A 21,970-nucleotide genomic window follows, 5' to 3' on the forward strand; every position below is an offset into this window, starting at 1 on the left:
ACCCTGAGCACTTGCGTCATTGAGCCCTGCGCTGAGCGGCGCCTACCCTGCGGAACAATAAATTCGCAGGGAGCCCCACATGCAACGCATCCATTTCGACACCGAACACAACCTGTTTCGCGACGCCTTTCGCGCGTTTCTGCAGAAGGAAGTGGTGCCTCATCAGGACGCCTGGGAAGAAGCCGGGGTGGTCAGCCGCGAGGTGTGGCTGAAGGCCGGCGAGATGGGCTTTCTGCTGCCCTGGGCTGATGAGGAATACGGCGGCAGCGGCCTCAAGGATTTTCGCTACGAGCAGATCATGTGCGAGGAGCTGGCCAACATTAACGAGGCTGGCTTTATGTTGCCGCTGCACTCGGCATTGTGCGGCCCGTATATCGCTGACTACGGCAACGCCGAACAGAAGGCGCGTTTTCTGCCGGGCATCATTCGCGGCGAATGCATCCTCGCTGTGGCGATGACCGAACCGAGTGCCGGTTCCGACCTGGCGGGCATGCGCACCACCGCCGTCGACAAGGGCGACCACTACGAACTCAATGGCTCCAAGGTGTTTATCTCCAATGGCCTGCTCGCCGACGTGGTGATTGTCGCGGCCAAGACTGACCCGGCGAACAAGCACGCCATGGGCCTGTTCCTGGTGGAACGTGGAATGGAAGGTTTCGAGCGCGGGCGCAACTTGAAAAAACTCGGCATGAAGAGCCAGGACACCGCCGAACTGTTCTTCAATAACGTCAGAGTGCCCAAGGAAAACCTGCTCGGCGATGCCAAGGGCGGCTTCTTCTACCTGATGAACATGCTCGCCCAGGAACGCTTGACCAACGCCTGTGGCGCAGTCGGTGGGGCTGAGGCGGCGCTGCAGGTGACCATCGATTACGTCAAAGAGCGCAAGGCCTTCGATCGGCCGATTTCGCACTTCCAGAACACCCGATTCAAGCTCGCCGAAATGCGCACCCAGGTGGACGTCGCCCAGGTCTTCGTCGACCGCTGCGTGATGGACCACAACCAGAAAAAACTCACCCCGGAAGTTGCCGCCGAGGCCAAACTGTTTACCACCGAATTGCTTGGCAAGGTGGTCGACGAAGGTGTGCAACTGCATGGTGGCTGGGGCTACATGTGGGAATACCCGATCTGCAAGATGTACGCGAACGCCCGTATTCAGCGGATTTTTGCCGGCACCTCGGAAATCATGAAAGAGATCATCAGCCGCGGCATGAAGCTCTGAAATAAGGAGGCTACGTCATGAATGCCATCGACGCCTGGGCCCAGGTCGCCACTGGCCGCACCCATCAGGAGCTGCCGGAAGTGGCGCGCCTGTTCGAGAAATCCGGCTCGGCGCACTTGCTCGATCGGCATCTGGACCCGGCGCAAACCGTGGCGCTGATGGATCAGGGCGGGGTCGACAAATTGATGCTCGCCGCCTGGTGTCGCCCCGAGCGCTGGCTGTGCACAAACGATGAAGTGGCGGTGTTTACCCGCGCCTTCCCCGAGCGTTTTGTTGGCGTGGCGACGGTGGATCTGAGCAAGCCGGTAGCTGCCGTTAGGGAGCTGGAGCGGGCGGTCAGCGAGCATGGCTGCAAGGCCCTGCGCATTGTGCCGTGGCTGTGGAAACTGCCGCCCAACCACCGCCTGTATTACCCGCTGTACGTGAAATGCATCGAGCTGGATATTCCGTTCTGCACCCAGGTGGGCCATACCGGTCCGCTGATGCCGTCGGAAACCGGGAGACCGGTGCCGTATCTGGATGAAGTGGCGCTGGACTTCCCCGAGCTGCGCATTGTTGCCGGGCACATCGGCCATCCGTGGACCGATGAAATGATCGGCCTGGCCTGGAAGCACGACAACATCTATATCGATACTTCGGCCTATCTACCGCGTTACTACCCGCCGCAGCTGCTGCAGTTCATGCGTAGTTATGGCCAGGACAAAGTGCTGTTTGGCAGCAACTTCCCGCAGCTGTCCCTGGAAAAATGCATGGGCCAGGTGCACGAACTGGGCTTGAGTGAGGACGTGCTCGGCAAGTTCCTCCACGGCAACGCTCGTCAGGTTTTTAAGCTGTAGGTCAGGCAACCCAACAATAAAAAGGAATGCGCCATGAAAGGCCCGCTGTCGTCGCTGAAGATTCTCGATTTCTCCACGCTGCTTCCCGGCCCCTTTGCCTCGCTTTTGCTGGCCGATATGGGCGCCGAGGTGCTGCGGGTGGAATCGCCGAGTCGCATGGACCTGGTGCGGGTATTGCCGCCCCACGACAACGGCGTGGCTGCCAGCCATGCCTACCTCAACCGCAACAAACGTGGCATCGCCCTGGACCTGAAACAGGCGGCGGCGGTGGAGGTGGTCAAGCAACTGGTGCAGGACTACGACATCGTGCTTGAGCAGTTTCGCCCGGGGGTGATGGACAAGCTGGGCGTCGGCTATGAGGCGCTCAAGGCCATCAACCCCAAGCTGATTTATGTGTCGATTACCGGCTATGGCCAGACCGGACCTTACAAGGATCGCGCGGGCCACGACATCAACTACCTGGCGCTGTCCGGCATCGCCGACCAGACCGGGCGTCTGGACAGTGGCCCGCTGCCGTTGGGCATCCAGGCGGCAGACATTGCTGGCGGTTCGCTGCACGGGGTGATGGGTTTGCTGGCGGCAGTGATTCAGCGCCAGGTAACGGGGCAGGGGCAGTACATCGACGTGAGCATGACCGACTGCGCCTTCAGTCTTCACGCCATGGCGGGTGCGGGTTTCCTCGCCTGCGGTGAAGAGCCGAAGATGCAAAGCCAGGCGCTGAACGGCGGCAGCTTTTATGACTACTACCGTACCCGCGATGGCCGCTGGTTTTCCGTGGGCAGCCTGGAGCCGCAGTTTATGCAGCAGCTCTGCGCGGCCATCGGCCGGCCAGAATTGGCTGCCCATGGCCTGTCGCCCAAACCGGAGCAGCAGAAAGCACTGAAACAGCAGATCCAACTCGAGTTCGAGAAGCGCAACTTCGCCGAGTGGGGCGAGATTTTTTCCGCCCTGGATGCCTGCGTCGAGCCGATGCTGAGCCTGGCGGAAGCCGTTGAGCACCCGCAACTGCAGGCTCGTGAATTGGTGGTGGAGGTGCCGCGCGAAGGCAGCACGCCGCAGCGGCAGATGGCGTGCCCGATCAAGTTCTCCAGCGGCTTGCCGGCGCCTCGACATATCGGTGCGCCAGTCGGCGCCCATACCGCCGAGGTGTTGGCGGAATTGGGTTACAGCATTGAGCAGGTCGCTACACTGCGCGCCGGTAAAGTGGTGGCCTGATCGGCTCCTGTGCTAAAAAGCGGGTTCCACGTAGGGCGAACACGCCCTACGAAACCGGCGCACAAGGAGCAATATTGATGGGCAAGCTTTCACGGACAAGCATGGCGCTGGCACTGCTATTGGGCGCCGGCATGGTCTGCGCCGAAGAGCCGGCGGGCGAGGGCAGTACTCTCAAGGACTCTGCCAAGGCCGCAGTTTCATCGGCCATTTCGGCGGGAAAAAACCTGCTCGGCGGCGCCTCTGAAGGTGTGACCGAAGGCCGCAAATCGACCCAGGGTGCCGACGGTGCGGTGATCATCTCGCAGTACGATCAGTTGGCCGGCAAGGTCGAGGTCAAGCTGCTGAAAGTCGAGGCGGTCGAGGGCAACCTGAGCGTGTTGATCGGCTTCAAAAACCTCACCGAGCAACCGGTGCGTCTGATCAACCTGTGGGACAACGGCGCCCTGCTCGCCATTGACCAGGAAGACTACGCCAGCAACCTGGCCCCCGACAGCGCCAACCCGGAAGAACTGACCGTACCGGCGAAGATCGGCGTGCGGCAGAAATTTATCTTCGAAGGGCCGGTGGAAGGGCCGAAGGCCGTGCGCTTGTGGGGAAAGGATTTCCCGGTCAAATAGACCAACAGCCTCGATTTCCGCCAACACCGTTACTGAGATAAACCCGATGGTCACCTGCTACCTGCGCTACGTGCTCGACCCAAACAAGCTCAAGGAATTCGAGCGCTACGGCAAACTGTGGATTCCGTTGGTAGAGCGCTTCGGCGGCCAGCATCACGGCTACTTTCTGCCGTCCGAAGGCGCCAACAACATCGCCCTGGCGCTGTTCACTTTCCCCAGCCTGGCGACTTACGAGCAGTACCGACACGACTCGATGCAAGACCCCGAGTGCCTGGCCGCGTTTCAGTACGCGCAGGACACCCAGTGCGTTCTCAGTTATGAACGCAGCTTTTTCAGGCCGGTGTTTGAGTAATGTTTCAAGAGCATCGCGGCTAAATCCACTCCTACAGTTAAACGGTGATCCCCTGTAGGAGCGGCTTCAGTCGCGATGCTTTTTACTCTTCCCGCTGCTCACCGCTAAACACCAAGGTCGCTTTGCAGCTGCGGCAGTAGTAGCGCCGCCCTTTGCGTACCAGGGTGTGGCGCTGGGCGGAGAAGGGGAAGTCGCGGTCGGGGCAGGCGCAGCTGTAGACATAGCGGGTCACGCTGCGGCGCTGGATCTCGTAGGTGTGGCAGCGGTCGGCCGGCAGTTCGTAGACGCCCTGCATGATCAGTTGCCATTCCTCGCCGTGGGGCTGAATGTGCGGGCCGAACATTTCGCGGGCGATCATGTGCGCGACCTCATGGGCCACGGTTTGCTTGAGAAAGTGTTCCTGGTTTTCGCGGTACAGCTGGGGGTTGAAGCGCAGCAGGTTTTCATCGAGATGGGCCACCCCGGCTTTTTGCCCACGTAACTTGAGGCTGACTTCGGGGCGGGTAAAGCGGCGTCTGAAAAACGCTTCGGCTTGTTGGTAGCAAGCCTCGACACGAGCATTAAGCAGTTCGGGCATCGAGTTCCTCCGGATAACAGGCGCGATTATGCCCAAGCGCGCCGCCGGCCACTTGCCTAAAACAACGAAACCGCCAAACGGCGGTTTCGTTGTGTCGCTCAGGCAGGTGTCAACTTGTGTAGACAGGGCCTACACCCATCTCCCAGAAGATCACGGACATCGCGATCATTGCCACCAGCACCACCAGGCCCACTGCCAGCACCGAGCTGGAGAACAGGAAGCCTTCGTCCTGGTGAATGTTCATAAAGGTCGGTATGCCAACGTAGAGCAGGTAGACCGTGTAACAGATCGCGGCGGTGCCAACGAACATGGCCAGCCACAGGTTGGGATAGAGGGCTGCGAGCCCGCCGATGAATAACGGTGTTGCCGTGTAAGCAGCGAAGACCACGCAGCGGCCCATGTCCGGGCTTGCATCGTAAGTTCGCGCCATCCAGTTGATGAAGGCGCCCATGACGGCCACGCCACCGAGCATCGCCAGGTACGTCATGACAGTCATCCACAGCGCGCTGGCTTCGGTCAGCATCACCGGGGAGCCGTTGCCCACGGTCCAGCCGACCTGGGTGGTTCCTATATAGGCAGAAACTGCGGGAATCGCGGCGAGAATCAGCACATGGGTGAGATACATGTGACTGATGCTTTCTTCTTCGCCACGGATCTCTTGCCACTCTTGGTCAGGATGCGCGAAAAGCCCCCAAACGTGATGGATCATACGAGACACCTCCTCTTGTTATAACGGTCGCCCCCCAGCGTAGCGCCCGGCGTGCGTGAGTAGCTGCGCAGGGTGCAGGGCCGAACCAATGCGACCGTATGTCGCAGTATAGGCAGGGGCTGGAGGCCGCGTGGGGCGTGGTTTTAGAGCAAATCAGTCTCTAAATGTCAGCGGTAATAGCGGGCAAGAATTTCCATGGCCAGATTGATCGACTGCAGCCGCGAAGTGCTACCGCCGCGATCCGGATGGTGCTGGCTGACGAGCTGACGGTAACGCTGTTTGATAGTGGCGAGATTGAGCGCCTCGGTGCTGTTGTCGAGTTCGAACAACTCCAGTGCCGCACGCTTTTCGTCACCGCCCTGCATGCGCTTCCAGAAACTGGTGAGAAGTTTCTCTACATCACCCTCGCTGGTGTCGCGTAAATGCCGCGTATCGAGGTAGTACTCGCGCAACGGGTCGGCTTCGCTGAGGCTGGCCTGGCCAGCGCTATAGGGCAGCAATTGCACGCATAACGGGTTGATCGCCAGGTGCGCGCTTTGCTCTTGCCACAGGCGGTCGCGTAATTGGTACAGCGCGTTGAACAACAGGAAGTGGGTGCGAAACAGCACCAGTTTGTCGGCCAGGCCGAGGTTGGGAATGTGGGTGGAGTGGCGTTTTTTCAGCTGCTGAATCAACTGGTATTCACTGCAGCCATCGGAGGCTTCGCGCAGCAATAACAGCACCTGATCGGCCAGATCCAGGCTGTTATCCAGTTCAACGGGCAGGGCGGAGGAGGGGGTGGCAGTCATGGCCGCAGCCTAGCACAGCGAACGGACGGGCTTGTGTGGCGGAACTCGCAAGGTTCGGACCTGTCCCACGCAGCAGACTACGGTCCGTGTAGCCGTTATGGAGAATTATCGTATGCGCCGGTTGCGCACCTTGTTCGTCACTGTTTCTCTGCTGTTCGCTGGCCTGCTCTCTGGTTCTGCGTGGGCCGCACCTTCTGCCGATTTGTGGGACATGTGGAATGCCAGCGACGAAAGCCGCGCCGCCCACATCGACCACAGCGCCTGGCAGGAACTGCTGACCCGCTACCTGAAGACCAGCCCGAAAGACGGCATTGCCCGCTTCGACTATGCCCATGTCGATTCGGTGCACCGCCGTTTGCTCGACGTCTATATCGAGCAGCTCAGCGACCTCGACCCGCGTCAGTTCACCCGCGCCGAACAGTTTGCCTATTGGGTCAACCTGTACAACGCCCTGGTCACCCAACTGGTGCTGAAGAAATACCCGGTGGACTCGATCACCAGCCTGGGCGCCTGGTACCAGTTCGGCCCATGGGACAAGAAGGTCACCGAAGTGGCTGGCCAGAAGCTCACCCTCAACGATATACAGCACCGCATCCTTCGCCCGATCTGGAAAGATCCGCGGGTGTTTTACGTGCTCAACTGCGCGAGCCTCGGTTGTCCCAATCTGCCGGCCTTTACCCTCAGCACCAAGAACACTGAACAACAGCTCAACGACGGCGCTCGCGCCTATATCAACGACCCGCGCGGCGTGGCGTTTGAAGATAAACAGCTGGTGCTATCGCGCATTTACGACTGGTACGCCGATGACTTTGGCGGCGAGCAGGGCGTGCGCGAGCACCTGCTGAAATACGCCGAACCGGCCCTGGCGCAGAAGCTCAAAGCCTTCGACGGCAAGACCCGCTATCGCTTTGACTGGGATTTGAACAAGCAATAAGCGCCGCACGGGGTAGGGGAAATGCTGCTTTCTGCGTAAAATGCGCGCCTTCGCGTTCAGCACTTCCGGACCTTTCGCACCATGGGCACCCTTTCGGTTAATCAAAGCAAACTGCAGAAACGCCTGCGCCGTCAGGCCGGCGAGGCTGTTACCGACTTCAACATGATCGAAGACGGCGACAAGGTGATGGTCTGCCTGTCGGGCGGCAAAGACAGCTACACCATGCTCGATGTGCTGCTGCACCTGCAGAAGGTGGCGCCGATCCAGTTCGAGATCGTCGCGGTGAACATGGACCAGAAGCAGCCTGGCTTCCCCGAGCACGTACTGCCGCAATACCTGGAAAGCATCGGCGTGCCGTACCACATCGTCGAAAAAGACACCTATTCGGTGGTCATGGAAAAGGTGCCGGAAGGAAAAACCACCTGCTCGCTGTGCTCGCGCCTGCGCCGCGGCACGCTGTACACCTTCGCCGACGAGATCGGCGCGACCAAGATGGCCCTCGGGCACCACCGCGACGACATCCTGGAAACCTTCTTCCTCAACATGTTCTACGGCGGCACCCTCAAGGCCATGCCGCCCAAGCTGCGCGCCGATGACGGCCGCAACGTGGTGATCCGTCCGCTGGCCTACTGCAGTGAGAAGGACATCGAGGCCTACTCCGAGCTGCAAGGTTTCCCGATCATTCCGTGCAACCTCTGCGGCTCGCAGGAAAACCTGCAGCGCAAGGTGGTCAAGGAAATGCTGCTGGAGTGGGAGCGTAAAACCCCGGGCCGCACCGAGATCATGTTCCGCGCCCTGCAGAACGTGATGCCCTCGCAACTGGCTGACCGCAAGCTGTTCGACTTCGAGAACCTGCGCATCGACGAAAGTGCGCCGTCGCGGTTTCTTGATGTGATGAACCTGTAATTCACCGACTTCACGACACTTCGCCTCTATATATAGAAGGACGCTGAATGCGCGACTACAAATGGCTGAACGAATACTGTCTGAACCGCTTCGGTTCGCAGGCCAAACTGGACGCGCAACTGCCCACCGTCAAAACCCCAGCGCAATTGCGCAACATCACTGACGACCGTTATTTGTCCTTGATTGCTTTACGGGTTTTTCGTGCCGGGCTGAAGCACAGCCTGGTCGACACCAAATGGCCGGCGTTCGAGCAGGTGTTCTTCGGTTTCGACCCAGAGAAGGTGGTGCTGATGGGCGCCGACCACCTCGAACGGCTGATGCAGGACGCGCGCATCATCCGCCACCTGGGCAAGCTCAGGAGCGTGCCGCGCAACGCGCAGTTCGTGCTGGATGTGGCCAAGGAAAAGGGCAGTTTCGGCGCGTTGATTGCCGATTGGCCGGTCACCGATATCGTCGGCCTGTGGAAGTACCTGGCCAAGCACGGCAGCCAGTTGGGCGGGCTGTCGGCGATGCGCTTTTTGCGCATGGTGGGCAAAGACACCTTTATCCCGGCTGAAGATGTGGTCGCGGCACTGAAAGCCCAGGACATCATCGACAAAGCCCCCACCAGCCTCAAAGAGCTGGCCGCTGTGCAGGCGGCATTCAACACCTGGCATGAACAGAGCGGCCGGCCCATGGCGCAGCTGTCGTGGATGTTGGCGCACACCGTCAATCATTGAGTCATTGGTTAATTGTGGGAGGGGCTTCAGCCGCGACTCCTGCAAACGCAAAAATCAGACGCGTCGCGGCTAAAGCCCCTCCCACAGGATGAGGTGTTTGTTGACGGACCCACGTCTAGTTGAAGCCCTGCAGCGCGCCGAGCGCTTGCTGATTATCACCGGAGCCGGATTGTCGGCTGACTCAGGCCTGCCCACCTATCGTGGCTTGGGCGGCCTGTATAACGGCGAAACAGCTGAAGGCATTCCCATCGAGGCGGCGTTGTCCGGGCCCATGCTGCAGCGCGATCCGGCGCTGTGCTGGAAGTACCTGGCCGAACTCGGGCGCGCCTGCCTGAACGCCAAACCCAACGCCGGCCACTATGCGATTGCCGAGCTGCAGCGGCGTAAACCCGGATGCTGGGTGCTGACGCAGAACATTGATGGCTACCACCGCCAGGCCGGTTGCGACCCAGAGCGCTTGATCGAAATCCATGGCGAGCTGGCGCCGTTGTCCTGCCAATCATGCGGGGCGGTGAGCGAGGAATTGGCGGGGCACTTGGACCGCCCGTTGCCACCGAGGTGCGAACAATGTGCGGGCGTTCTCCGACCGCCGGTCGTTTTATTTGAGGAGATGCTTCCCGAAAAAGCCATCGAAACGCTCTACGACGAGCTTCGCAAGGGTTTTGATCTGGTTATCGCGGTGGGTACTACAGCGAGCTTTCCGTACATTGCCGAACCGGTGCTGCGCACGCGCCAGGCGGGGGGCTTTACCGTTGAAATCAACCCGCAGGACGGGGCTTTGAGCCCGTATGTGGACGTCCATATTCGCGGAAAAGCGTTAGATGTGTTGCCGATACTACTGAGTCACACTCTGGCCAATTAAATTTGCATATAACCGTTATGGAAGGCATATTCGCGCCTTCATAAATTTTTCGTCCACGGTCGTGCCCATGCTCAAACGCTCTGCACCCCTCGTGCCCCTCGCACTCTCAGTGTTCCTTGTGGCATGCGCTGGCTATCAGCCGGCCCCACAAAACGCTGAAGTTCCTAAGCAAACCAGCAGCCAGCAAGTTGCTGATCAAGATGTCGACGATGATGGCCTTGACCCATTGCCGGACTTCGCTCAGGACCAACCGTACGAACTTCCGACCTTCGCTGACAGCATCCTGGCCCATGGCCTGTCGCTGGTGGGCACCCGTTACCGCTTCGGTGGTACCTCGGCCAACACCGGCTTCGACTGCAGCGGCTTTATCGGTTATCTGTTCAAGGAAGAGGCGGGCATGAGCCTGCCGCGTTCTACCCGCGAAATGATCAACCTGGACGCGCCGCTGGTGGCCCGTGATGATCTGCAACCGGGCGATCTGTTGTTCTTCAGCACCCGTGGCCGTGGCCGCGTCAGCCACGCCGGTATCTACCTGGGCGATGACCAGTTCATCCACTCCAGCAGCAGCAAAAGCGGCGGAGTGCGGGTAGACAGCCTGGACGACAAGTACTGGAGCCGCACCTTCATCGAAGCCAAACGCGCTCTGGCCCTGGCCTCGGTGAACACCGCGCAGACCAGCCGTAACCCACTGCATCCATAAGCCAGTCGGTTACCGACAAAACCCCCGTTAATCGGGGGTTTTGTGTTTCTGGCGGTACACAAAGTCAAAAACTCGAGGCTTCAGCCTCGATTCCTGCAAACGCCAATTCTCAACCAACCCTTGCGCCACGCGCTTCTCAAGGGCAGAGTACGCCGAACCACCTCTGAGCCGCCTCGCTTATGCCCGCTCCGGCCCGTCTGCTACTCGTATTACTCGCTGCGCTGCTCACGGCATGCGCCAGCTCCCCACCCCCCGCAAAACCCATCGTTTATGCCCCGCCCAGCGCTGAACAGCCTGCTGCGGCGGATGATGTGCTGTTCCGCGCACTCGGCCTTGTCGGCACGCCGTATCGCTATGGCGGTAACACCCCGGACAGCGGTTTCGATTGCAGCGGCCTGATTGGCTATGTGTACCGTGACGCCGCCGGTATCTCGTTGCCGCGCTCCACCCGCGAGCTGATCAGCATGCGCGCGCCAAGCATCAAACGTGAGGCGTTGCAGGCCGGCGACCTGGTGTTCTTTGCCACGGCCGGTGGCGGCAAGGTCAGCCATGCCGGTATCTACGTCGGCGAAGGGCGCTTCGTGCATGCGCCGTCCAGCGGCGGCACCGTCCGCCTGGACAGTCTGTCCACCGCCTATTGGCTGAAAAGCTATGTCGACGCCAAGCGCGTGCTGAGTCCCGATCGGTTGGCACGCACACCGTGACCCGCCGGCAATAACAGTGGTGCGCTAGACCCTTCGTTTTTTCTGCCCAGGATGGACTGCATGACTGCCCGCACCCTCTCGCTCGATGATGCGCTGTACAGCTATCTGCTCGATGTGTCCCTGCGTGAAACCCCGCTGCTCAAACGCCTGCGTGACGAAACCCAGGCCATGCCCATGGCGCGCTGGCAAGTGGCGCCCGAGCAGGGCCAGTTCCTCGCGCTGCTGGTGAAGCTCACCGGCGCCAAACGCCTGCTGGAAATCGGCACCTTCACCGGCTACAGCGCCCTGTGCATGGCTAGCGCCTTGCCCGAAGACGGCCACCTGCTGTGCTGCGACCTGCCGGGCGACTACAACCACATCGCCCGTCGTTACTGGTTCCAGGCCGAGGTGCAAGAACGCATCGAGCTACGCCTGGCGCCCGCCCTGGAAACCCTCGGGCAACTGGAGCGCGAAGGGCGCGGCGAAAGCTTCGACCTGATCTTTATCGATGCCGACAAAGCCAACTACCCGGTGTACCTGGAACACGCTCTGGCCCTGGTGCGCAAAGGCGGGGTGATTCTGTTCGACAACACCCTGTGGAGCGGCCGGGTGCTTGAGCAGTCACCGGACAGCGCCGACACTCGCGCGATCCAGACCCTCAATCGGCGGCTGAAGAATGACCAGCGTGTCGACCTGTCATTACTGCCCATCGGCGACGGCCTGACCCTGTGCCGCAAACGCTGATACAGCTCGCCCATGCCTGAACCGATACGCCTGCCACCCCAGCCGGACCAGTGCGAACTGTGCCGGCGCCCCGTGCCGCTGACCCGCCACCACCTCATCCCCAAGGCGCTGCACAACAAACCCTACGTGCAGAAACAGTTCGCCAAGAGCGAACGCATCACCGCCACGCTGTGGGTGTGCCGGGCGTGCCATAACCAGATTCATCGGTTGTTCAGCGAAAAAGAGCTGGCGTTGACCTACAGCAGTCGCGAGGCGCTGCTCAGTGATGAGCGCTTGCAGACGTTTGTTGAGTGGTTGGCGAGCAAGCCACCGGGGTTTATGCCCAGGCATTGAAAAGATTTCAGCAGCGGGCCCATCAGCCAATTTGACGCTCAACCCCCAACCCTCTACCCTGCCAGCCTTGCTTCAGGTGCCTCTTCTAGAGGTGAAACAGGGAAGTCGGTAATGGCACCTCTCGTGCCTTCAATCCGACGCTGCCCCCGCAACGGTAATTGAGCTGAAAACCCGCAAAGCCACTGTGATTCGTCATGGGAAGGCGCGATTTTCTGTTGGCCGCATCCGGCCACGCTCATAAGCCCGGAGACCGGCCTGTCGCAGTTCCATGGCATTGCGGAGGGCTTTGCTTGGCGTCGTGTGGCTTCCTGCCACCCGTGCGTCTGTAATTCTCCGCTAGCCTCAAATCAGCTTCGACCCTGGGTCCAGCAGAGGTAAGCAATGAGCGAATCCGCAGAGCGCGACGCCCGCCACAAAGCGCGCATGGCCCGCAAAAAAGCCCTGATCGACGAAAAGATCGCCCAAGCCCAGGACGAATACGGCTTGCTGCTGGTGCACACCGGCAACGGCAAAGGCAAAAGCAGCTCGGCGTTTGGCATGGTTGCCCGCGCTCTGGGGCACGGCATGAAAGTCGGCGTGGTGCAGTTCATCAAAGGCGCCGCCAGCACTGGCGAAGAGAAATTTTTCCGCCGCTTCCCCGAAGAAGTCAGCTACCACGTGATGGGCGAGGGCTACACCTGGGACACCCAGGACCGCCAGCGCGACATCGACAAAGCCGTGGCCGCCTGGGTCGTGGCCAAGCAATTGCTCAACGACCCGGCCATCGGCCTAGTGGTGCTCGACGAGCTGAACATCGCCCTCAAGCACAACTACCTCGACCTCGACACCGTGCTTGCCGATATCGGCGGTCGCCCGGAGTTGCAGCACGTGGTCGCCACCGGCCGTGGCGCGCCGCCGGCATTGATCGAAGCGGCGGACACCGTCACCGAAATGGGCATGCTCAAGCATGCGTTCAAATCCGGGGTTAAAGCCCAGGCCGGGGTGGAGTTTTGAGCCACGCTGCCGCCCACGCTTGCCCGGCGTTGCTGATCGCTGCGCCAGCCTCTGGCCAGGGCAAAACCACCGTTACCGCCGCCTTGGCGCGCCTGCACACGCGCCAAGGCAAGAAGGTGCGGGTATTCAAATGCGGGCCGGACTTTCTCGACCCGATGATTCTCGCCCGCGCCAGTGGGGCGCCGGTGTATCAGTTGGACTTGTGGATGGTTGGCGCCGCCGAAAGCCGGCGTCTGCTCTGGGAAGCCGCGGCCGAGGCCGACCTGATTCTGATCGAGGGCGTGATGGGGCTGTTCGACGGCACGCCGTCGGCCGCTGACCTGGCGCGCCATTTCGGCGTGCCGGTGCTGGCCTTGATCGATGGCTCGGGCATGGCCCAGACCTTCGGCGCCATGGCCCACGGCATGGCCACCTACCAGGCTGACCTGCCGTTTTCCGGCGTGCTGGCCAACCGCACCGGCAGCGCCCGTCACGGTGAAATTCTGCGCGACTGCCTGCCAGCCGGTATCAAGTGGTACGGCGCTTTGCCGCGTAGCGCTGCGATCGAGCTGCCGAGCCGCCACCTGGGCCTGGTGCAGGCCGAAGAACTGGAAGACCTCGACGCTCGCCTGGACGCTGCGGCCGATGCCTTGGCCGCCAGCGCCGACACCCGCCTGCCGCCGCCGGTGACCTTCGCCGCCCCTGAGACGGCGCGGCATATTCCGGCCTTGCTAGCCGGCATCCGCATTGGCGTGGCGCGCGACACCTCGTTCGCCTTCCTCTACCAAGCCAACCTCGACCTGCTGCGTGAGCTGGGCGCCGAACTGATCGAGTTCTCGCCGTTACGCGACAACGCACTGCCCGAGGTCGACAGCCTGTACCTGCCCGGCGGTTACCCCGAGCTACACCTGGCGCCGCTGCAGGCCAACCAGGCCATGCGCGCCGCGATCCATGCCCACCATGCGGCCGGCAAACCGCTGCACGCCGAATGTGGCGGCATGCTCTATCTGCTCGACGCCCTGACCGACAAGGACGGCGCCCGAGGCGAGCTGCTTGGCCTGCTGCCCGGCAGCGCGCAGATGCACAAGAAGCTCAAGGCCCTGGCCCTGCAGGAAATCGACCTGCCCGAAGGCCGCCTGCGTGGCCACACCTACCACTACTCGGAACTGGACTGCGCCCTGACGCCGCTGGCCCGTGGCGTGTGCCCAACCTACAAGCGCACCAGTGAAGCGGTGTACCGCATCGGCCGCCTGACCGCCTCGTACATCCACCTGTATATGCCCTCCAACCCAGCAGCGGCTGCCGCGCTATTTTTACCGGGCGCGGCACCTGTAGCGTTACAGGCCACCGAACGCGGAGAGCAGCAGCCGGCATGAGTGAGCACGCCTACAGCGACGCCGAGCGCGCGGCGGTCTATCGCGCCATTGCCGAACGGCGAGACATGCGCCACTTCAGCGGCGGCTCGGTGGCACCCGAAGTGTTGGCGCGGCTGCTGGAAGCGGCCCACCACGCCCCCAGCGTCGGCCTGATGCAGCCGTGGCGGTTTATCCGCATCACCCGTGCCGAGCTGCGCAGTGCCATTCATGGCCTGGTGGAAGAGGAGCGGGTGCGCACTGCCGAGGCCCTCGGCCAGCGCGCCGATGAGTTTATGCGCCTGAAGGTGGAAGGCATCCGCGACTGCGCCGAGCTGCTGGTGATCGCCCTCGGTGATGGCCGTGAAGCCCATGTGTTCGGCCGCCGCACCCTGCCTGAGATGGACTTGGCCTCGGTGTCCTGCGCCATTCAGAACCTGTGGCTGGCGGCGCGTGCCGAAGGGCTGGGGGTGGGCTGGGTGTCGTTGTTCGAGCCGCAGGCCTTGGCCGAACTGCTGCATTTGCCGGTCGGTGCCAAGCCTGTGGCGGTGCTGTGCCTGGGGCCCGTGCCGGAATTCTATGCGGCGCCGATGCTGCAACAGGAAGGCTGGGCCACGCCACGGCCGCTGGACGAATTGCTGTTCACTGACGGCTGGGTGGAAAAACCATGAGCATCGCCTTGCTCAGTGTTGCCGGTGTGGCCTTGGACGCCTGTTTTGGCGAGCCAAAACGCTGGCACCCGCTGGTGGGTTTCGGCCGACTGGCCAATGCCCTGGAGCGCCGCTTCAACCGCCCCTATAGCGCGGCCGAAGACGACAGCGGCCGCGGTTGGCGCAGCCATGGCGTTACAGCCTGGGTGATCGCGGTATTGCCGCTGACCATGGCGGCCTGGCTGCTGAGCCTGCTGCCCTATGTCGGCTGGCTGGTGGAAATCGCCGCGCTGTACCTGGCCCTGGGCCTGCAAAGCCTGACCGAGCATGCGCAGCCGATTATCCAGGCCCTGCGTGATGGCGACCTGACCAAGGCGCGGGAGCGCGTGGGGTATATCGTCAGCCGCGACACTTCGGCATTGGACGAGCAGGGCGTAGCCCTGGCCGCCACCGAGTCGGTGTTGGAGAACGGCAGCGACGCGGTGTTTGCCGCGCTGTTCTGGTTTGTCCTGCTCGGTGCGCCGGGTGTGGTGCTGTACCGCCTGAGCAATACCCTGGATGCCATGTGGGGTTACCGCAACCCGCGCTTCGAACGTTTTGGCTGGGCGGCGGCGCGTATCGACGACGTGCTCAACCTGATTCCCGCGCGCCTGGTGGCGCTGACCTACGCCGTGCTCGGCAACACCCGCCTGGCCCTGCGCTGCTGGTGGCGCCAAGGCTTCACCTGGTACAGCCCGAATGCCGGCCCGGTGATGGCGGCCGGGGCCGGTGCTCTGGGCGTGGCCCTGGGTCGCCCGGCCATGTACCACGGCGCCCTGCGTGAGCGCCCGCCATTGGGCGAAGGCCCGCCGGCCGACGCCGATGCCATCGAACGCGCCGTGCGTCTGGTGCGCCGTGGTGTGCTGTTGTGGCTGTTGGTGTTGCTGCTGGGAGGGCGCCTGCTTGCGTGATCCGGTCGAAGGCGGCCTGCCGCACGGTGGGCGTTTGCAGCAGGTAGCGTGCGACTACGGCATCGCTCTGGGTGACTGGCTGGACCTGTCCACCGGCATCGCCCCCTGGCCCTTTGAGCTGCCGCCGATTCCCCTGCGTGCCTGGGCGTGTTTGCCGGAAACCGGCGATGGTTTGCATGCCGCCGCGTGCGGCTACTACGGCGTTAGCCAGCTGTTACCGGTGGCTGGCTCGCAGGCGGCGATTCAGCTGTTGCCACGGCTGCGCGAACACAGCCGGGTGGGCGTGCTGTCGCCGTGTTACGCCGAACATGCGCACGCCTGGCACCAGGCCGGGCATCAGGTGATCGAGATAACCGACGCTGAGGTCGAGGCGCAGTTGCCCGGTCTGGATGTGCTGGTGGTGGTCAATCCGAATAATCCCACCGGCCGTCTGTGCCGCCGCGAGCAGTTGCTGGCTTGGCACGCTGTGCTGGCCGAGCGCGGCGGTTGGTTGCTGGTGGATGAAGCCTTTATCGACATCACCCCGGAACTCAGTCTGGCCGCCGAAAGCGAGCGCGACGGGCTGATTGTGCTGCGCTCGTTCGGCAAGTTTTTTGGTTTGGCCGGGGCGCGGCTGGGCTGTGTGCTGGCGGCAACGCCGCTGTTGCAGGCGCTGGCCGATAGGCTGGGGCCATGGACCATCAATGGCCCGACACGCACGGTGGCGGCACATTGCTTTGCCGATATTGCGGCGCAACAACAGCAACGCGAACGCGCGCTGCAGGCCAGTCAGCGCCTGGCCCAGTTGCTGGCTGCCCACGGTTTGGCGCCCAAGGGTGGCTGTGCTTTGTTCCAGTGGTGGCAGGGCGCGCAGGCTGCTGCACTGCACGATTTTTTTGCCCGCCGTGGCGTGCTGCTGCGTCTGTTTGCCGGCGATAGCAGCCTGCGGGTTGGCCTGCCCGCCGATGAAGCGCAGTGGCAGCGGTTGGCCGGTGTTTTGAAGGAATGGGTTGATGAGTAGTTTGCAGGCGCAGGCCGCCACGTTAATGGTGCAAGGCACCACGTCCGATGCCGGCAAAAGCACCCTGGTCGCCGCGTTGTGCCGCTGGTTGCAGCGTCAGGGCGTGGCCGTGGTGCCGTTCAAACCGCAGAACATGGCGCTCAACAGCGCCGTGACCGTGGACGGCGGCGAAATTGGCCGTGCCCAGGCCGTGCAGGCCCAGGCTTGCGGCCTGCCGGCGCACACCGACATGAACCCGGTGCTGCTCAAACCCAACAGCGACACCGGCGCCCAGGTGATTATCCATGGCCGCGCCGTTACCAGCATGGAAGCGGCGCAGTACCACGACTATAAAAAGGTCGCCATGCAGGCTGTGCTGCAGTCGCATCAGCGCCTGAGCGGCGCCTACCAGGTGGTGATGGTCGAGGGCGCGGGGTCGCCGGCAGAGATCAATCTGCGTGCCGGCGATATCGCCAACATGGGTTTTGCCGAAGCGGTGGATTGCCCGGTGATTCTGATCGCTGACATCGACCGCGGCGGCGTGTTCGCCCACCTGGTCGGCACCCTCGAACTGCTTTCCGAGAGTGAGCAGGCGCGGGTCAAAGGCTTTGTCATCAACCGCTTTCGTGGCGCCCTGAGCCTGCTGCAACCCGGCCTCGACTGGCTGGAGCAGCGCACCGGCAAACCGGTGCTCGGCGTGCTGCCGTACCTCACCGACCTGCACCTGGAAGCCGAAGACGCCATCGACACCCGCCAGACCGTCAAGGCCGAGCAGGTGCTGAAAGTGGTGGTGCCGGTGCTGCCGCGGATCAGTAACCACACCGACTTCGACCCGCTGCGCCTGCACCCGCAGGTGGACCTGCAATTTATCGGCCCCGGCCAGGCCATTCCGCCCGCCGACCTGATTATCCTGCCGGGCTCGAAAAGCACCCGTGGCGACCTCAAGGTGCTGCGCAGCAATGGCTGGGAAGCGGCGATCAACAAACACCTGCGCTACGGCGGCAAGCTGCTCGGCATTTGCGGCGGACTGCAGATGCTCGGCAGCCAGTTGCATGACCCGCTCGGCTTGGAAGGTGCTGCCGGCTCCAGCCCGGGCCTGGGCTTGCTGGACTTCGATACGGTGTTGGCCGAGCACAAACAGCTACGCAATGTGCAAGGCCGGCTGTGCCTGGAAGACGCGAGCATCAGCGGTTATGAAATTCACGCCGGGGTCAGCAGTGGGCCGGCCCTGGAACAGTTCGCCGTGCAACTCGACGACGGCCGCTGTGACGGCGTACGCAGCGCCGATGGGCAGATTCTCGGCACCTACCTGCACGGCCTGTTCGAAAGCCCAGAGGCCTGCAGCGCGCTATTGCACTGGGCCGGGCTGAGCGATGTGCAGCAAGTGGATTACCACGCCCTGCGAGAGCGTGACCTGGAGCGCTTGGCGGATTTGGTTGAGCAGCATCTGAACACCACTCGGTTGAAGGAGCTGTGCGGGATTTGAATGACATTCGCCATTCAGGTGGGAGGGGCTTTAGCCGCGAGCTCTTAAAATCAACAGCATCGCGGCTGAAGCCCCTCCCACAAAAACGCTACGCAAAATATCAGGAGCAGGTGTGGGTTATGAGCGTCCGTGCGTCTTCTTTGGGTTATGCGGTCAAGGGAGTGAACCATGCATGAACTGATTCTCGGCGGCGCCCGTTCGGGCAAGAGCCGTCTGGCTGAGCGCCTGGCCACGGAAAGTGGCTGGCCGGTGACCTATATCGCCACCTCCCAGGCCGGCGATGGCGAAATGAGCGCGCGAATTCTCCAGCACCGCGAACGCCGGCCTGCCTACTGGGACCTGGTCGAAGAACCCGTGCGTCTGGCTGAGGTTCTGCAGGCCCACGCCGCCCCCGAACATTGCTTGCTGGTGGACTGCCTGACCCTGTGGTTGACCAACCTGCTGATGCTCGACGACCCCCAGCGCCTGGCCGCGGAACGCGAGGCGCTGCTGGCCTGCCTGGATGGGTTGCCAGGGCGCCTGCTGCTGGTCAGCAATGAAACCGGATTGGGGGTGGTGCCGCTGGGCGAGCTCACCCGCCGTTATGTCGATGAGGCCGGCTGGTTGCACCAGGCCCTGGCTGCACGTTGCCAGCGGGTGATTTTCACCGTGGCTGGGTTACCGATGATTCTCAAAGGAGCGCCGTTATGAGTTTGTCCTGGTGGGCTGCACCCTGTCAGCCGCTGGATGCAGTGGCCAAAAGCAAGGCCACGGCACGTCAGCAAGTGCTGACCAAACCCGCCGGCTCGCTGGCCGCGCTGGAGCAGGTGGCCATCGACCTGGCCGCCATGCAGGGCCGCGAGCGACCGGTGATCGACAGCCTGTGGATCGCCATTTTTGCCGGCGACCATGGTGTCGTCGCTGAAGGCGTGTCGGCCTACCCGCAGGAAGTCACCGGGCAGATGCTGCGCAACTTCATTGGCGGCGGTGCGGCCATCAGCGTGTTGGCACGCCACCTGGATGCGGCGCTGGAAGTGATCGACCTGGGCACCGCCACACCGCTGGATCCACTGCCGAATGTGCGCCACCTGAACCTCGGCGCCGGCACCTTCAACTTCGCCCAGGGCCCGGCGATGACCCAGACCCAGTTGTACATCGCCCTCGAAGCCGGGCGTGACAGCGTGCGCCGGGCCAAGGCCGGCGGCGCCCAGCTGTATATCGGCGGCGAGATGGGCATTGGCAACACCACGGCGGCCAGCGCCCTGGCGGCTGCCGCGCTGGGCTGCCCGGTGAAGTTGATCGTCGGCCCCGGCACGGGCCTGAACGCGCAAGGTGTCGCCCACAAGGTCGCGGTGATCGAGGCGGCGCTGCAGCTGCACGAGGCGCACCTGAGCGACCCGGTGGCGCTGTTGCAGCACCTCGGCGGGTTTGAGATTGCGGCCCTGGTCGGCGCTTACGTGGCCTGCGCCCAGGAAGGCGTGACGGTACTGGTGGACGGCTTTATCTGCACCGTCGCTGCGTTGCTCGCGGTGCGCCTGAATGCCGATTGCCGGCAGTGGTTGCTGTTCGCCCATGAAGGGGCTGAGCCGGGTCATCACGCGGTGCTGGAGGCGCTGCAAGGGCAACCGTTGCTGCAGTTGGGCCTGCGCCTGGGCGAGGGCAGTGGCGCGGCGTTGGCGGTGCCGTTGCTGCAGATGGCCTGCTGTCTGCACAGCGATATGGCGACCTTTGCCGAAGCGGCTGTGGCGGATCGCCCGGCATGACTATCCAGCTCAGCCTGCTGCGCCACGGCGTCACCGAACTCGCTGGCGGTTTTCGCGGCAGCATCGATGACGCCCTGACCCGCGAAGGTTGGGCACAGATGAGCGCAGCGGTGGCCGAGGCGGGCCCCTGGGACTTGATCGTCAGTTCGCCGCTGCAACGCTGCGCGGCGTTTGCCCATGAACTGGCGGCCGAGCGGCGCACGCCGTTGTTGTTCGAACCGGATCTGCGCGAACTGCACTTCGGTGCCTGGGAAGGCCGCACGGCGCTGGCATTGATGGCTGACCAGGAAACCGAGCTCGGGCTGTTCTGGAACGACCCTTACGCCTTTACTCCACCCGATGGTGAGCCGGTGCAGGCCTTCGCCCAGCGGGTGCTGGGCGCTATCGAAAGACTGACCACCGACCACGACGGCAAGCGCGTGTTACTGATCAGTCATGGCGGGGTAATGCGCCTGCTGCTGGCCCAGGCCCGCGGTTTGCCCCGTGAGCACTTGCTGCTCGTGGAGGTGCAACACGCCAGCCTGCACCACCTGAACGTGCAGGCGCCTTGCCTGCTGACGGAGGCCTGATGATTCCGCTGCTGATCGCGGTGCAGTTTCTGACCAGTTTGCCCGTTCGTTTGCCGGGGATGCCCAGCCCGCAGGAGTTGGGGCGGTCGCTGCTGTGGTACCCCGCGGTGGGGTTGCTGATCGGGGTGCTGTTGTTCTGTCTGAATGCATTGCTCAGCGGCGCGCCCTTGCTGCTGCATGCGGCGTTGTTGTTGGCGGCCTGGGTCGCGCTCAGTGGGGCGCTGCACCTGGATGGTTTGGCCGACAGTGCGGATGCCTGGCTAGGTGGCTTTGGCGACCGCGAGCGCACCCTGACCATCATGAAGGACCCGCGCAGTGGGCCGATTGCGGTGGTGGTATTGGTGATGGTGTTGCTGCTCAAGTTCGCCGCGTTGGTGGCGCTGGTGGAGCAGGGGCATTCGAGTGTGTTGCTGCTGGCGCCCTGGTTGGCGCGGGGGTTGTTGCCGGTGCTGTTTATGACCACGCCTTATGTGCGGGCGGGTGGGTTGGGGCAGGCGCTGGCCGAGCATCTGCCGCGAGATCGGTTGCCGCTGGTATTGGCCGCGCATGCGCTGGCGATGCTGTTGTTTGGCTGGAGCGCGGTGGTCATTCTGGTGGGAGGGTTGCTGCTGTTTGCCTGGTTACGCCGGGTGATGATGGCGCGATTGGGCGGCACTACCGGCGATACGGCTGGGGCGATGGTTGAACTCGTCGAATGCGCGGTGCTGGTGTTGGTGGTTTTGTAGGGTGGGCTGTGCGCACCGGCTTTTCGTTTTTCTGTATTGCGTGTGTGCTGGGCGTTTTGTTTCGCGCCTTACGCGCGACTCACTTTTTGCCAGTCGCGGCAAAAAGTAAGCAAAAAACGCTCGCCCCCACCTCGGCCCTCCGCTGCGCTGCGGGTCCCCTCGCGCCATCGCCGTTCCAGGGGCCGTCACGACGGGCCGTCCCTGGCCCATCGTTCCTTTCGCGGCGTCCCTGCCGCTCAACCCCTTACACGGCGATTCTGCTCGGCCTTCGCCCAAGGGGCGGGTAGGTCAACTGCCAGATCACAAGCCAAATCAAGATCAACAGCCCGACCTCGGTCCCTTGTAGGAGCG

The 21,970-nt window shown here is 62.8% G+C and carries 26 protein-coding genes and 1 riboswitch; of the genes, 23 read left to right on the top strand and 3 right to left on the bottom strand.

The window, feature by feature from the left end; all coding sequences use genetic code 11:
• The first annotated feature begins 79 nt into the window (after positions 1–79).
• The 5 genes from C8K61_RS17640 to C8K61_RS17660 all read left to right on the top strand — a co-directional run bounded on the left by C8K61_RS17640 (position 80) and on the right by C8K61_RS17660 (position 4,239).
• Positions 80–1,219, top strand: a complete 1,140-nt coding sequence (locus C8K61_RS17640) for an acyl-CoA dehydrogenase family protein (protein ID WP_108097589.1) — start codon at positions 80–82, stop codon at positions 1,217–1,219.
• Between the two features lie 17 nt (positions 1,220–1,236).
• Positions 1,237–2,055, top strand: a complete 819-nt coding sequence (locus C8K61_RS17645; protein ID WP_108097590.1) for an amidohydrolase family protein — start codon at positions 1,237–1,239, stop codon at positions 2,053–2,055.
• A 33-nt stretch (positions 2,056–2,088) separates the two neighbouring features.
• Positions 2,089–3,270, top strand: coding sequence for a CaiB/BaiF CoA-transferase family protein (locus tag C8K61_RS17650; RefSeq protein ID WP_108097591.1), 1,182 nt, complete (start codon positions 2,089–2,091; stop codon positions 3,268–3,270).
• Between the two features lie 77 nt (positions 3,271–3,347).
• Positions 3,348–3,887, top strand: a complete 540-nt coding sequence (locus tag C8K61_RS17655) for a hypothetical protein (RefSeq protein ID WP_256589478.1) — start codon at positions 3,348–3,350, stop codon at positions 3,885–3,887.
• Between the two features lie 46 nt (positions 3,888–3,933).
• Positions 3,934–4,239, top strand: a complete 306-nt coding sequence (locus tag C8K61_RS17660) for an NIPSNAP family protein (protein ID WP_108097593.1) — start codon at positions 3,934–3,936, stop codon at positions 4,237–4,239.
• An 82-nt stretch (positions 4,240–4,321) separates the two neighbouring features.
• On the opposite strand, the gene C8K61_RS17665 is transcribed toward C8K61_RS17660, so the two are convergent.
• The 3 genes from C8K61_RS17665 to C8K61_RS17675 form a co-directional block, all read right to left on the bottom strand.
• Positions 4,322–4,816 carry a SprT family zinc-dependent metalloprotease gene (locus C8K61_RS17665; RefSeq protein ID WP_108097594.1) on the bottom strand — a complete coding sequence of 165 codons (495 nt, stop codon included), beginning with the start codon at positions 4,814–4,816 and terminating at the stop codon, positions 4,322–4,324.
• 109 nt (positions 4,817–4,925) lie between these two features.
• The gene (locus tag C8K61_RS17670) at positions 4,926–5,525 is read right to left on the bottom strand and encodes a Yip1 family protein (protein ID WP_108097595.1); all 600 of its coding nucleotides are present in this window, start codon (positions 5,523–5,525) and stop codon (positions 4,926–4,928) included.
• A gap of 167 nt (positions 5,526–5,692) precedes the next feature.
• Complete coding sequence (locus C8K61_RS17675) at positions 5,693–6,313, bottom strand: DNA-J related domain-containing protein (RefSeq protein ID WP_108097596.1); 621 nt, start codon at positions 6,311–6,313, stop codon at positions 5,693–5,695.
• A 112-nt stretch (positions 6,314–6,425) separates the two neighbouring features.
• Here C8K61_RS17675 and C8K61_RS17680 point away from each other — a divergent pair, with 112 nt between their 5' ends.
• The 18 genes from C8K61_RS17680 to C8K61_RS17765 all read left to right on the top strand — a co-directional run bounded on the left by C8K61_RS17680 (position 6,426) and on the right by C8K61_RS17765 (position 21,619).
• The gene (locus tag C8K61_RS17680) at positions 6,426–7,247 is read left to right on the top strand and encodes a DUF547 domain-containing protein (protein WP_218277821.1); all 822 of its coding nucleotides are present in this window, start codon (positions 6,426–6,428) and stop codon (positions 7,245–7,247) included.
• 81 nt (positions 7,248–7,328) lie between these two features.
• A complete protein-coding gene (gene ttcA, locus C8K61_RS17685) occupies positions 7,329–8,153 on the top strand; it encodes a tRNA 2-thiocytidine(32) synthetase TtcA (RefSeq protein WP_108097597.1) in 825 nt (274 codons plus the stop codon).
• A gap of 47 nt (positions 8,154–8,200) precedes the next feature.
• Positions 8,201–8,872: a DNA-3-methyladenine glycosylase I gene (locus C8K61_RS17690; protein ID WP_108097598.1), complete on the top strand. Its 672-nt coding sequence runs from the start codon at positions 8,201–8,203 to the stop codon at positions 8,870–8,872.
• A gap of 88 nt (positions 8,873–8,960) precedes the next feature.
• Complete coding sequence (locus C8K61_RS17695) at positions 8,961–9,734, top strand: NAD-dependent deacylase (RefSeq protein WP_108097599.1); 774 nt, start codon at positions 8,961–8,963, stop codon at positions 9,732–9,734.
• Between the two features lie 67 nt (positions 9,735–9,801).
• Positions 9,802–10,434 carry a C40 family peptidase gene (locus C8K61_RS17700; RefSeq protein ID WP_108097600.1) on the top strand — a complete coding sequence of 211 codons (633 nt, stop codon included), beginning with the start codon at positions 9,802–9,804 and terminating at the stop codon, positions 10,432–10,434.
• 179 nt (positions 10,435–10,613) lie between these two features.
• The gene (locus C8K61_RS17705) at positions 10,614–11,138 is read left to right on the top strand and encodes a C40 family peptidase (RefSeq protein ID WP_108097601.1); all 525 of its coding nucleotides are present in this window, start codon (positions 10,614–10,616) and stop codon (positions 11,136–11,138) included.
• 60 nt (positions 11,139–11,198) lie between these two features.
• Positions 11,199–11,861: an O-methyltransferase gene (locus tag C8K61_RS17710; RefSeq protein ID WP_108097602.1), complete on the top strand. Its 663-nt coding sequence runs from the start codon at positions 11,199–11,201 to the stop codon at positions 11,859–11,861.
• Between the two features lie 12 nt (positions 11,862–11,873).
• On the top strand, positions 11,874–12,194 hold the full coding sequence (locus C8K61_RS17715) for a hypothetical protein (RefSeq protein WP_108097603.1): 321 nt from the start codon (positions 11,874–11,876) through the stop codon (positions 12,192–12,194).
• A gap of 57 nt (positions 12,195–12,251) precedes the next feature.
• A riboswitch (cobalamin riboswitch) is annotated at positions 12,252–12,468 on the top strand.
• Positions 12,469–12,575: 107 nt separating this feature from the next.
• Positions 12,576–13,187 carry a cob(I)yrinic acid a,c-diamide adenosyltransferase gene (cobO, locus tag C8K61_RS17720; RefSeq protein WP_108097604.1) on the top strand — a complete coding sequence of 204 codons (612 nt, stop codon included), beginning with the start codon at positions 12,576–12,578 and terminating at the stop codon, positions 13,185–13,187.
• A complete protein-coding gene (locus tag C8K61_RS17725) occupies positions 13,184–14,542 on the top strand; it encodes a cobyrinate a,c-diamide synthase (RefSeq protein WP_256589479.1) in 1,359 nt (452 codons plus the stop codon). Before cobO ends, C8K61_RS17725 begins: the two co-directional genes overlap by 4 nt.
• Positions 14,539–15,189 carry a 5,6-dimethylbenzimidazole synthase gene (gene bluB / locus C8K61_RS17730; protein ID WP_108097605.1) on the top strand — a complete coding sequence of 217 codons (651 nt, stop codon included), beginning with the start codon at positions 14,539–14,541 and terminating at the stop codon, positions 15,187–15,189. The genes C8K61_RS17725 and bluB overlap by 4 nt, the downstream gene beginning before the upstream one ends.
• Positions 15,186–16,118, top strand: coding sequence for an adenosylcobinamide-phosphate synthase CbiB (gene cbiB, locus C8K61_RS17735; protein ID WP_108097606.1), 933 nt, complete (start codon positions 15,186–15,188; stop codon positions 16,116–16,118). Before bluB ends, cbiB begins: the two co-directional genes overlap by 4 nt.
• Positions 16,111–17,118, top strand: coding sequence for a threonine-phosphate decarboxylase CobD (gene cobD, locus C8K61_RS17740; protein WP_256589480.1), 1,008 nt, complete (start codon positions 16,111–16,113; stop codon positions 17,116–17,118). Before cbiB ends, cobD begins: the two co-directional genes overlap by 8 nt.
• Entirely contained in the window at positions 17,111–18,583 is a 1,473-nt protein-coding gene (locus C8K61_RS17745; protein ID WP_108097608.1) for a cobyric acid synthase, read from the top strand. Before cobD ends, C8K61_RS17745 begins: the two co-directional genes overlap by 8 nt.
• Before the next feature lie 168 nt (positions 18,584–18,751).
• Positions 18,752–19,273, top strand: a complete 522-nt coding sequence (cobU, locus tag C8K61_RS17750; RefSeq protein WP_108097609.1) for a bifunctional adenosylcobinamide kinase/adenosylcobinamide-phosphate guanylyltransferase — start codon at positions 18,752–18,754, stop codon at positions 19,271–19,273.
• Positions 19,270–20,325 (top strand): nicotinate-nucleotide--dimethylbenzimidazole phosphoribosyltransferase, encoded by a 1,056-nt coding sequence (gene cobT / locus C8K61_RS17755; RefSeq protein WP_108097610.1) that lies wholly within the window; start codon positions 19,270–19,272, stop codon positions 20,323–20,325. The genes cobU and cobT overlap by 4 nt, the downstream gene beginning before the upstream one ends.
• Complete coding sequence (gene cobC, locus C8K61_RS17760) at positions 20,322–20,894, top strand: alpha-ribazole phosphatase family protein (protein ID WP_108097611.1); 573 nt, start codon at positions 20,322–20,324, stop codon at positions 20,892–20,894. Before cobT ends, cobC begins: the two co-directional genes overlap by 4 nt.
• Positions 20,894–21,619 carry an adenosylcobinamide-GDP ribazoletransferase gene (locus C8K61_RS17765; RefSeq protein ID WP_108097612.1) on the top strand — a complete coding sequence of 242 codons (726 nt, stop codon included), beginning with the start codon at positions 20,894–20,896 and terminating at the stop codon, positions 21,617–21,619. Before cobC ends, C8K61_RS17765 begins: the two co-directional genes overlap by 1 nt.
• Positions 21,620–21,970: the final 351 nt, after the last annotated feature.

The organism is Pseudomonas sp. GV071 (assembly GCF_003050835.1).
GTDB lineage: Bacteria > Pseudomonadota > Gammaproteobacteria > Pseudomonadales > Pseudomonadaceae > Aquipseudomonas.

Bases quoted from the DNA above. Each gene is read 5' to 3' on its own strand.
- cobC (WP_108097611.1), top strand. From the start codon at position 20,322: ATGACTATCCAGCTCAGCCTGCTGCGCCACGGCGTCACCGAACTCGCT.
- C8K61_RS17665 (WP_108097594.1), bottom strand. From the start codon at position 4,816: ATGCCCGAACTGCTTAATGCTCGTGTCGAGGCTTGCTACCAACAAGCC.
- ttcA (WP_108097597.1), top strand. From the start codon at position 7,329: ATGGGCACCCTTTCGGTTAATCAAAGCAAACTGCAGAAACGCCTGCGC.
- C8K61_RS17705 (WP_108097601.1), top strand. From the start codon at position 10,614: ATGCCCGCTCCGGCCCGTCTGCTACTCGTATTACTCGCTGCGCTGCTC.
- C8K61_RS17650 (WP_108097591.1), top strand. From the start codon at position 2,089: ATGAAAGGCCCGCTGTCGTCGCTGAAGATTCTCGATTTCTCCACGCTG.
- C8K61_RS17680 (WP_218277821.1), top strand. From the start codon at position 6,426: ATGCGCCGGTTGCGCACCTTGTTCGTCACTGTTTCTCTGCTGTTCGCT.
- C8K61_RS17640 (WP_108097589.1), top strand. From the start codon at position 80: ATGCAACGCATCCATTTCGACACCGAACACAACCTGTTTCGCGACGCC.
- C8K61_RS17645 (WP_108097590.1), top strand. From the start codon at position 1,237: ATGAATGCCATCGACGCCTGGGCCCAGGTCGCCACTGGCCGCACCCAT.
- C8K61_RS17700 (WP_108097600.1), top strand. From the start codon at position 9,802: ATGCTCAAACGCTCTGCACCCCTCGTGCCCCTCGCACTCTCAGTGTTC.
- C8K61_RS17670 (WP_108097595.1), bottom strand. From the start codon at position 5,525: ATGATCCATCACGTTTGGGGGCTTTTCGCGCATCCTGACCAAGAGTGG.
- C8K61_RS17690 (WP_108097598.1), top strand. From the start codon at position 8,201: ATGCGCGACTACAAATGGCTGAACGAATACTGTCTGAACCGCTTCGGT.
- C8K61_RS17710 (WP_108097602.1), top strand. From the start codon at position 11,199: ATGACTGCCCGCACCCTCTCGCTCGATGATGCGCTGTACAGCTATCTG.
- C8K61_RS17745 (WP_108097608.1), top strand. From the start codon at position 17,111: ATGAGTAGTTTGCAGGCGCAGGCCGCCACGTTAATGGTGCAAGGCACC.
- C8K61_RS17715 (WP_108097603.1), top strand. From the start codon at position 11,874: ATGCCTGAACCGATACGCCTGCCACCCCAGCCGGACCAGTGCGAACTG.
- cobU (WP_108097609.1), top strand. From the start codon at position 18,752: ATGCATGAACTGATTCTCGGCGGCGCCCGTTCGGGCAAGAGCCGTCTG.
- C8K61_RS17695 (WP_108097599.1), top strand. From the start codon at position 8,961: ATGAGGTGTTTGTTGACGGACCCACGTCTAGTTGAAGCCCTGCAGCGC.
- C8K61_RS17765 (WP_108097612.1), top strand. From the start codon at position 20,894: ATGATTCCGCTGCTGATCGCGGTGCAGTTTCTGACCAGTTTGCCCGTT.
- bluB (WP_108097605.1), top strand. From the start codon at position 14,539: ATGAGTGAGCACGCCTACAGCGACGCCGAGCGCGCGGCGGTCTATCGC.
- cobO (WP_108097604.1), top strand. From the start codon at position 12,576: ATGAGCGAATCCGCAGAGCGCGACGCCCGCCACAAAGCGCGCATGGCC.
- cbiB (WP_108097606.1), top strand. From the start codon at position 15,186: ATGAGCATCGCCTTGCTCAGTGTTGCCGGTGTGGCCTTGGACGCCTGT.
- C8K61_RS17655 (WP_256589478.1), top strand. From the start codon at position 3,348: ATGGGCAAGCTTTCACGGACAAGCATGGCGCTGGCACTGCTATTGGGC.
- C8K61_RS17660 (WP_108097593.1), top strand. From the start codon at position 3,934: ATGGTCACCTGCTACCTGCGCTACGTGCTCGACCCAAACAAGCTCAAG.
- cobT (WP_108097610.1), top strand. From the start codon at position 19,270: ATGAGTTTGTCCTGGTGGGCTGCACCCTGTCAGCCGCTGGATGCAGTG.
- C8K61_RS17675 (WP_108097596.1), bottom strand. From the start codon at position 6,313: ATGACTGCCACCCCCTCCTCCGCCCTGCCCGTTGAACTGGATAACAGC.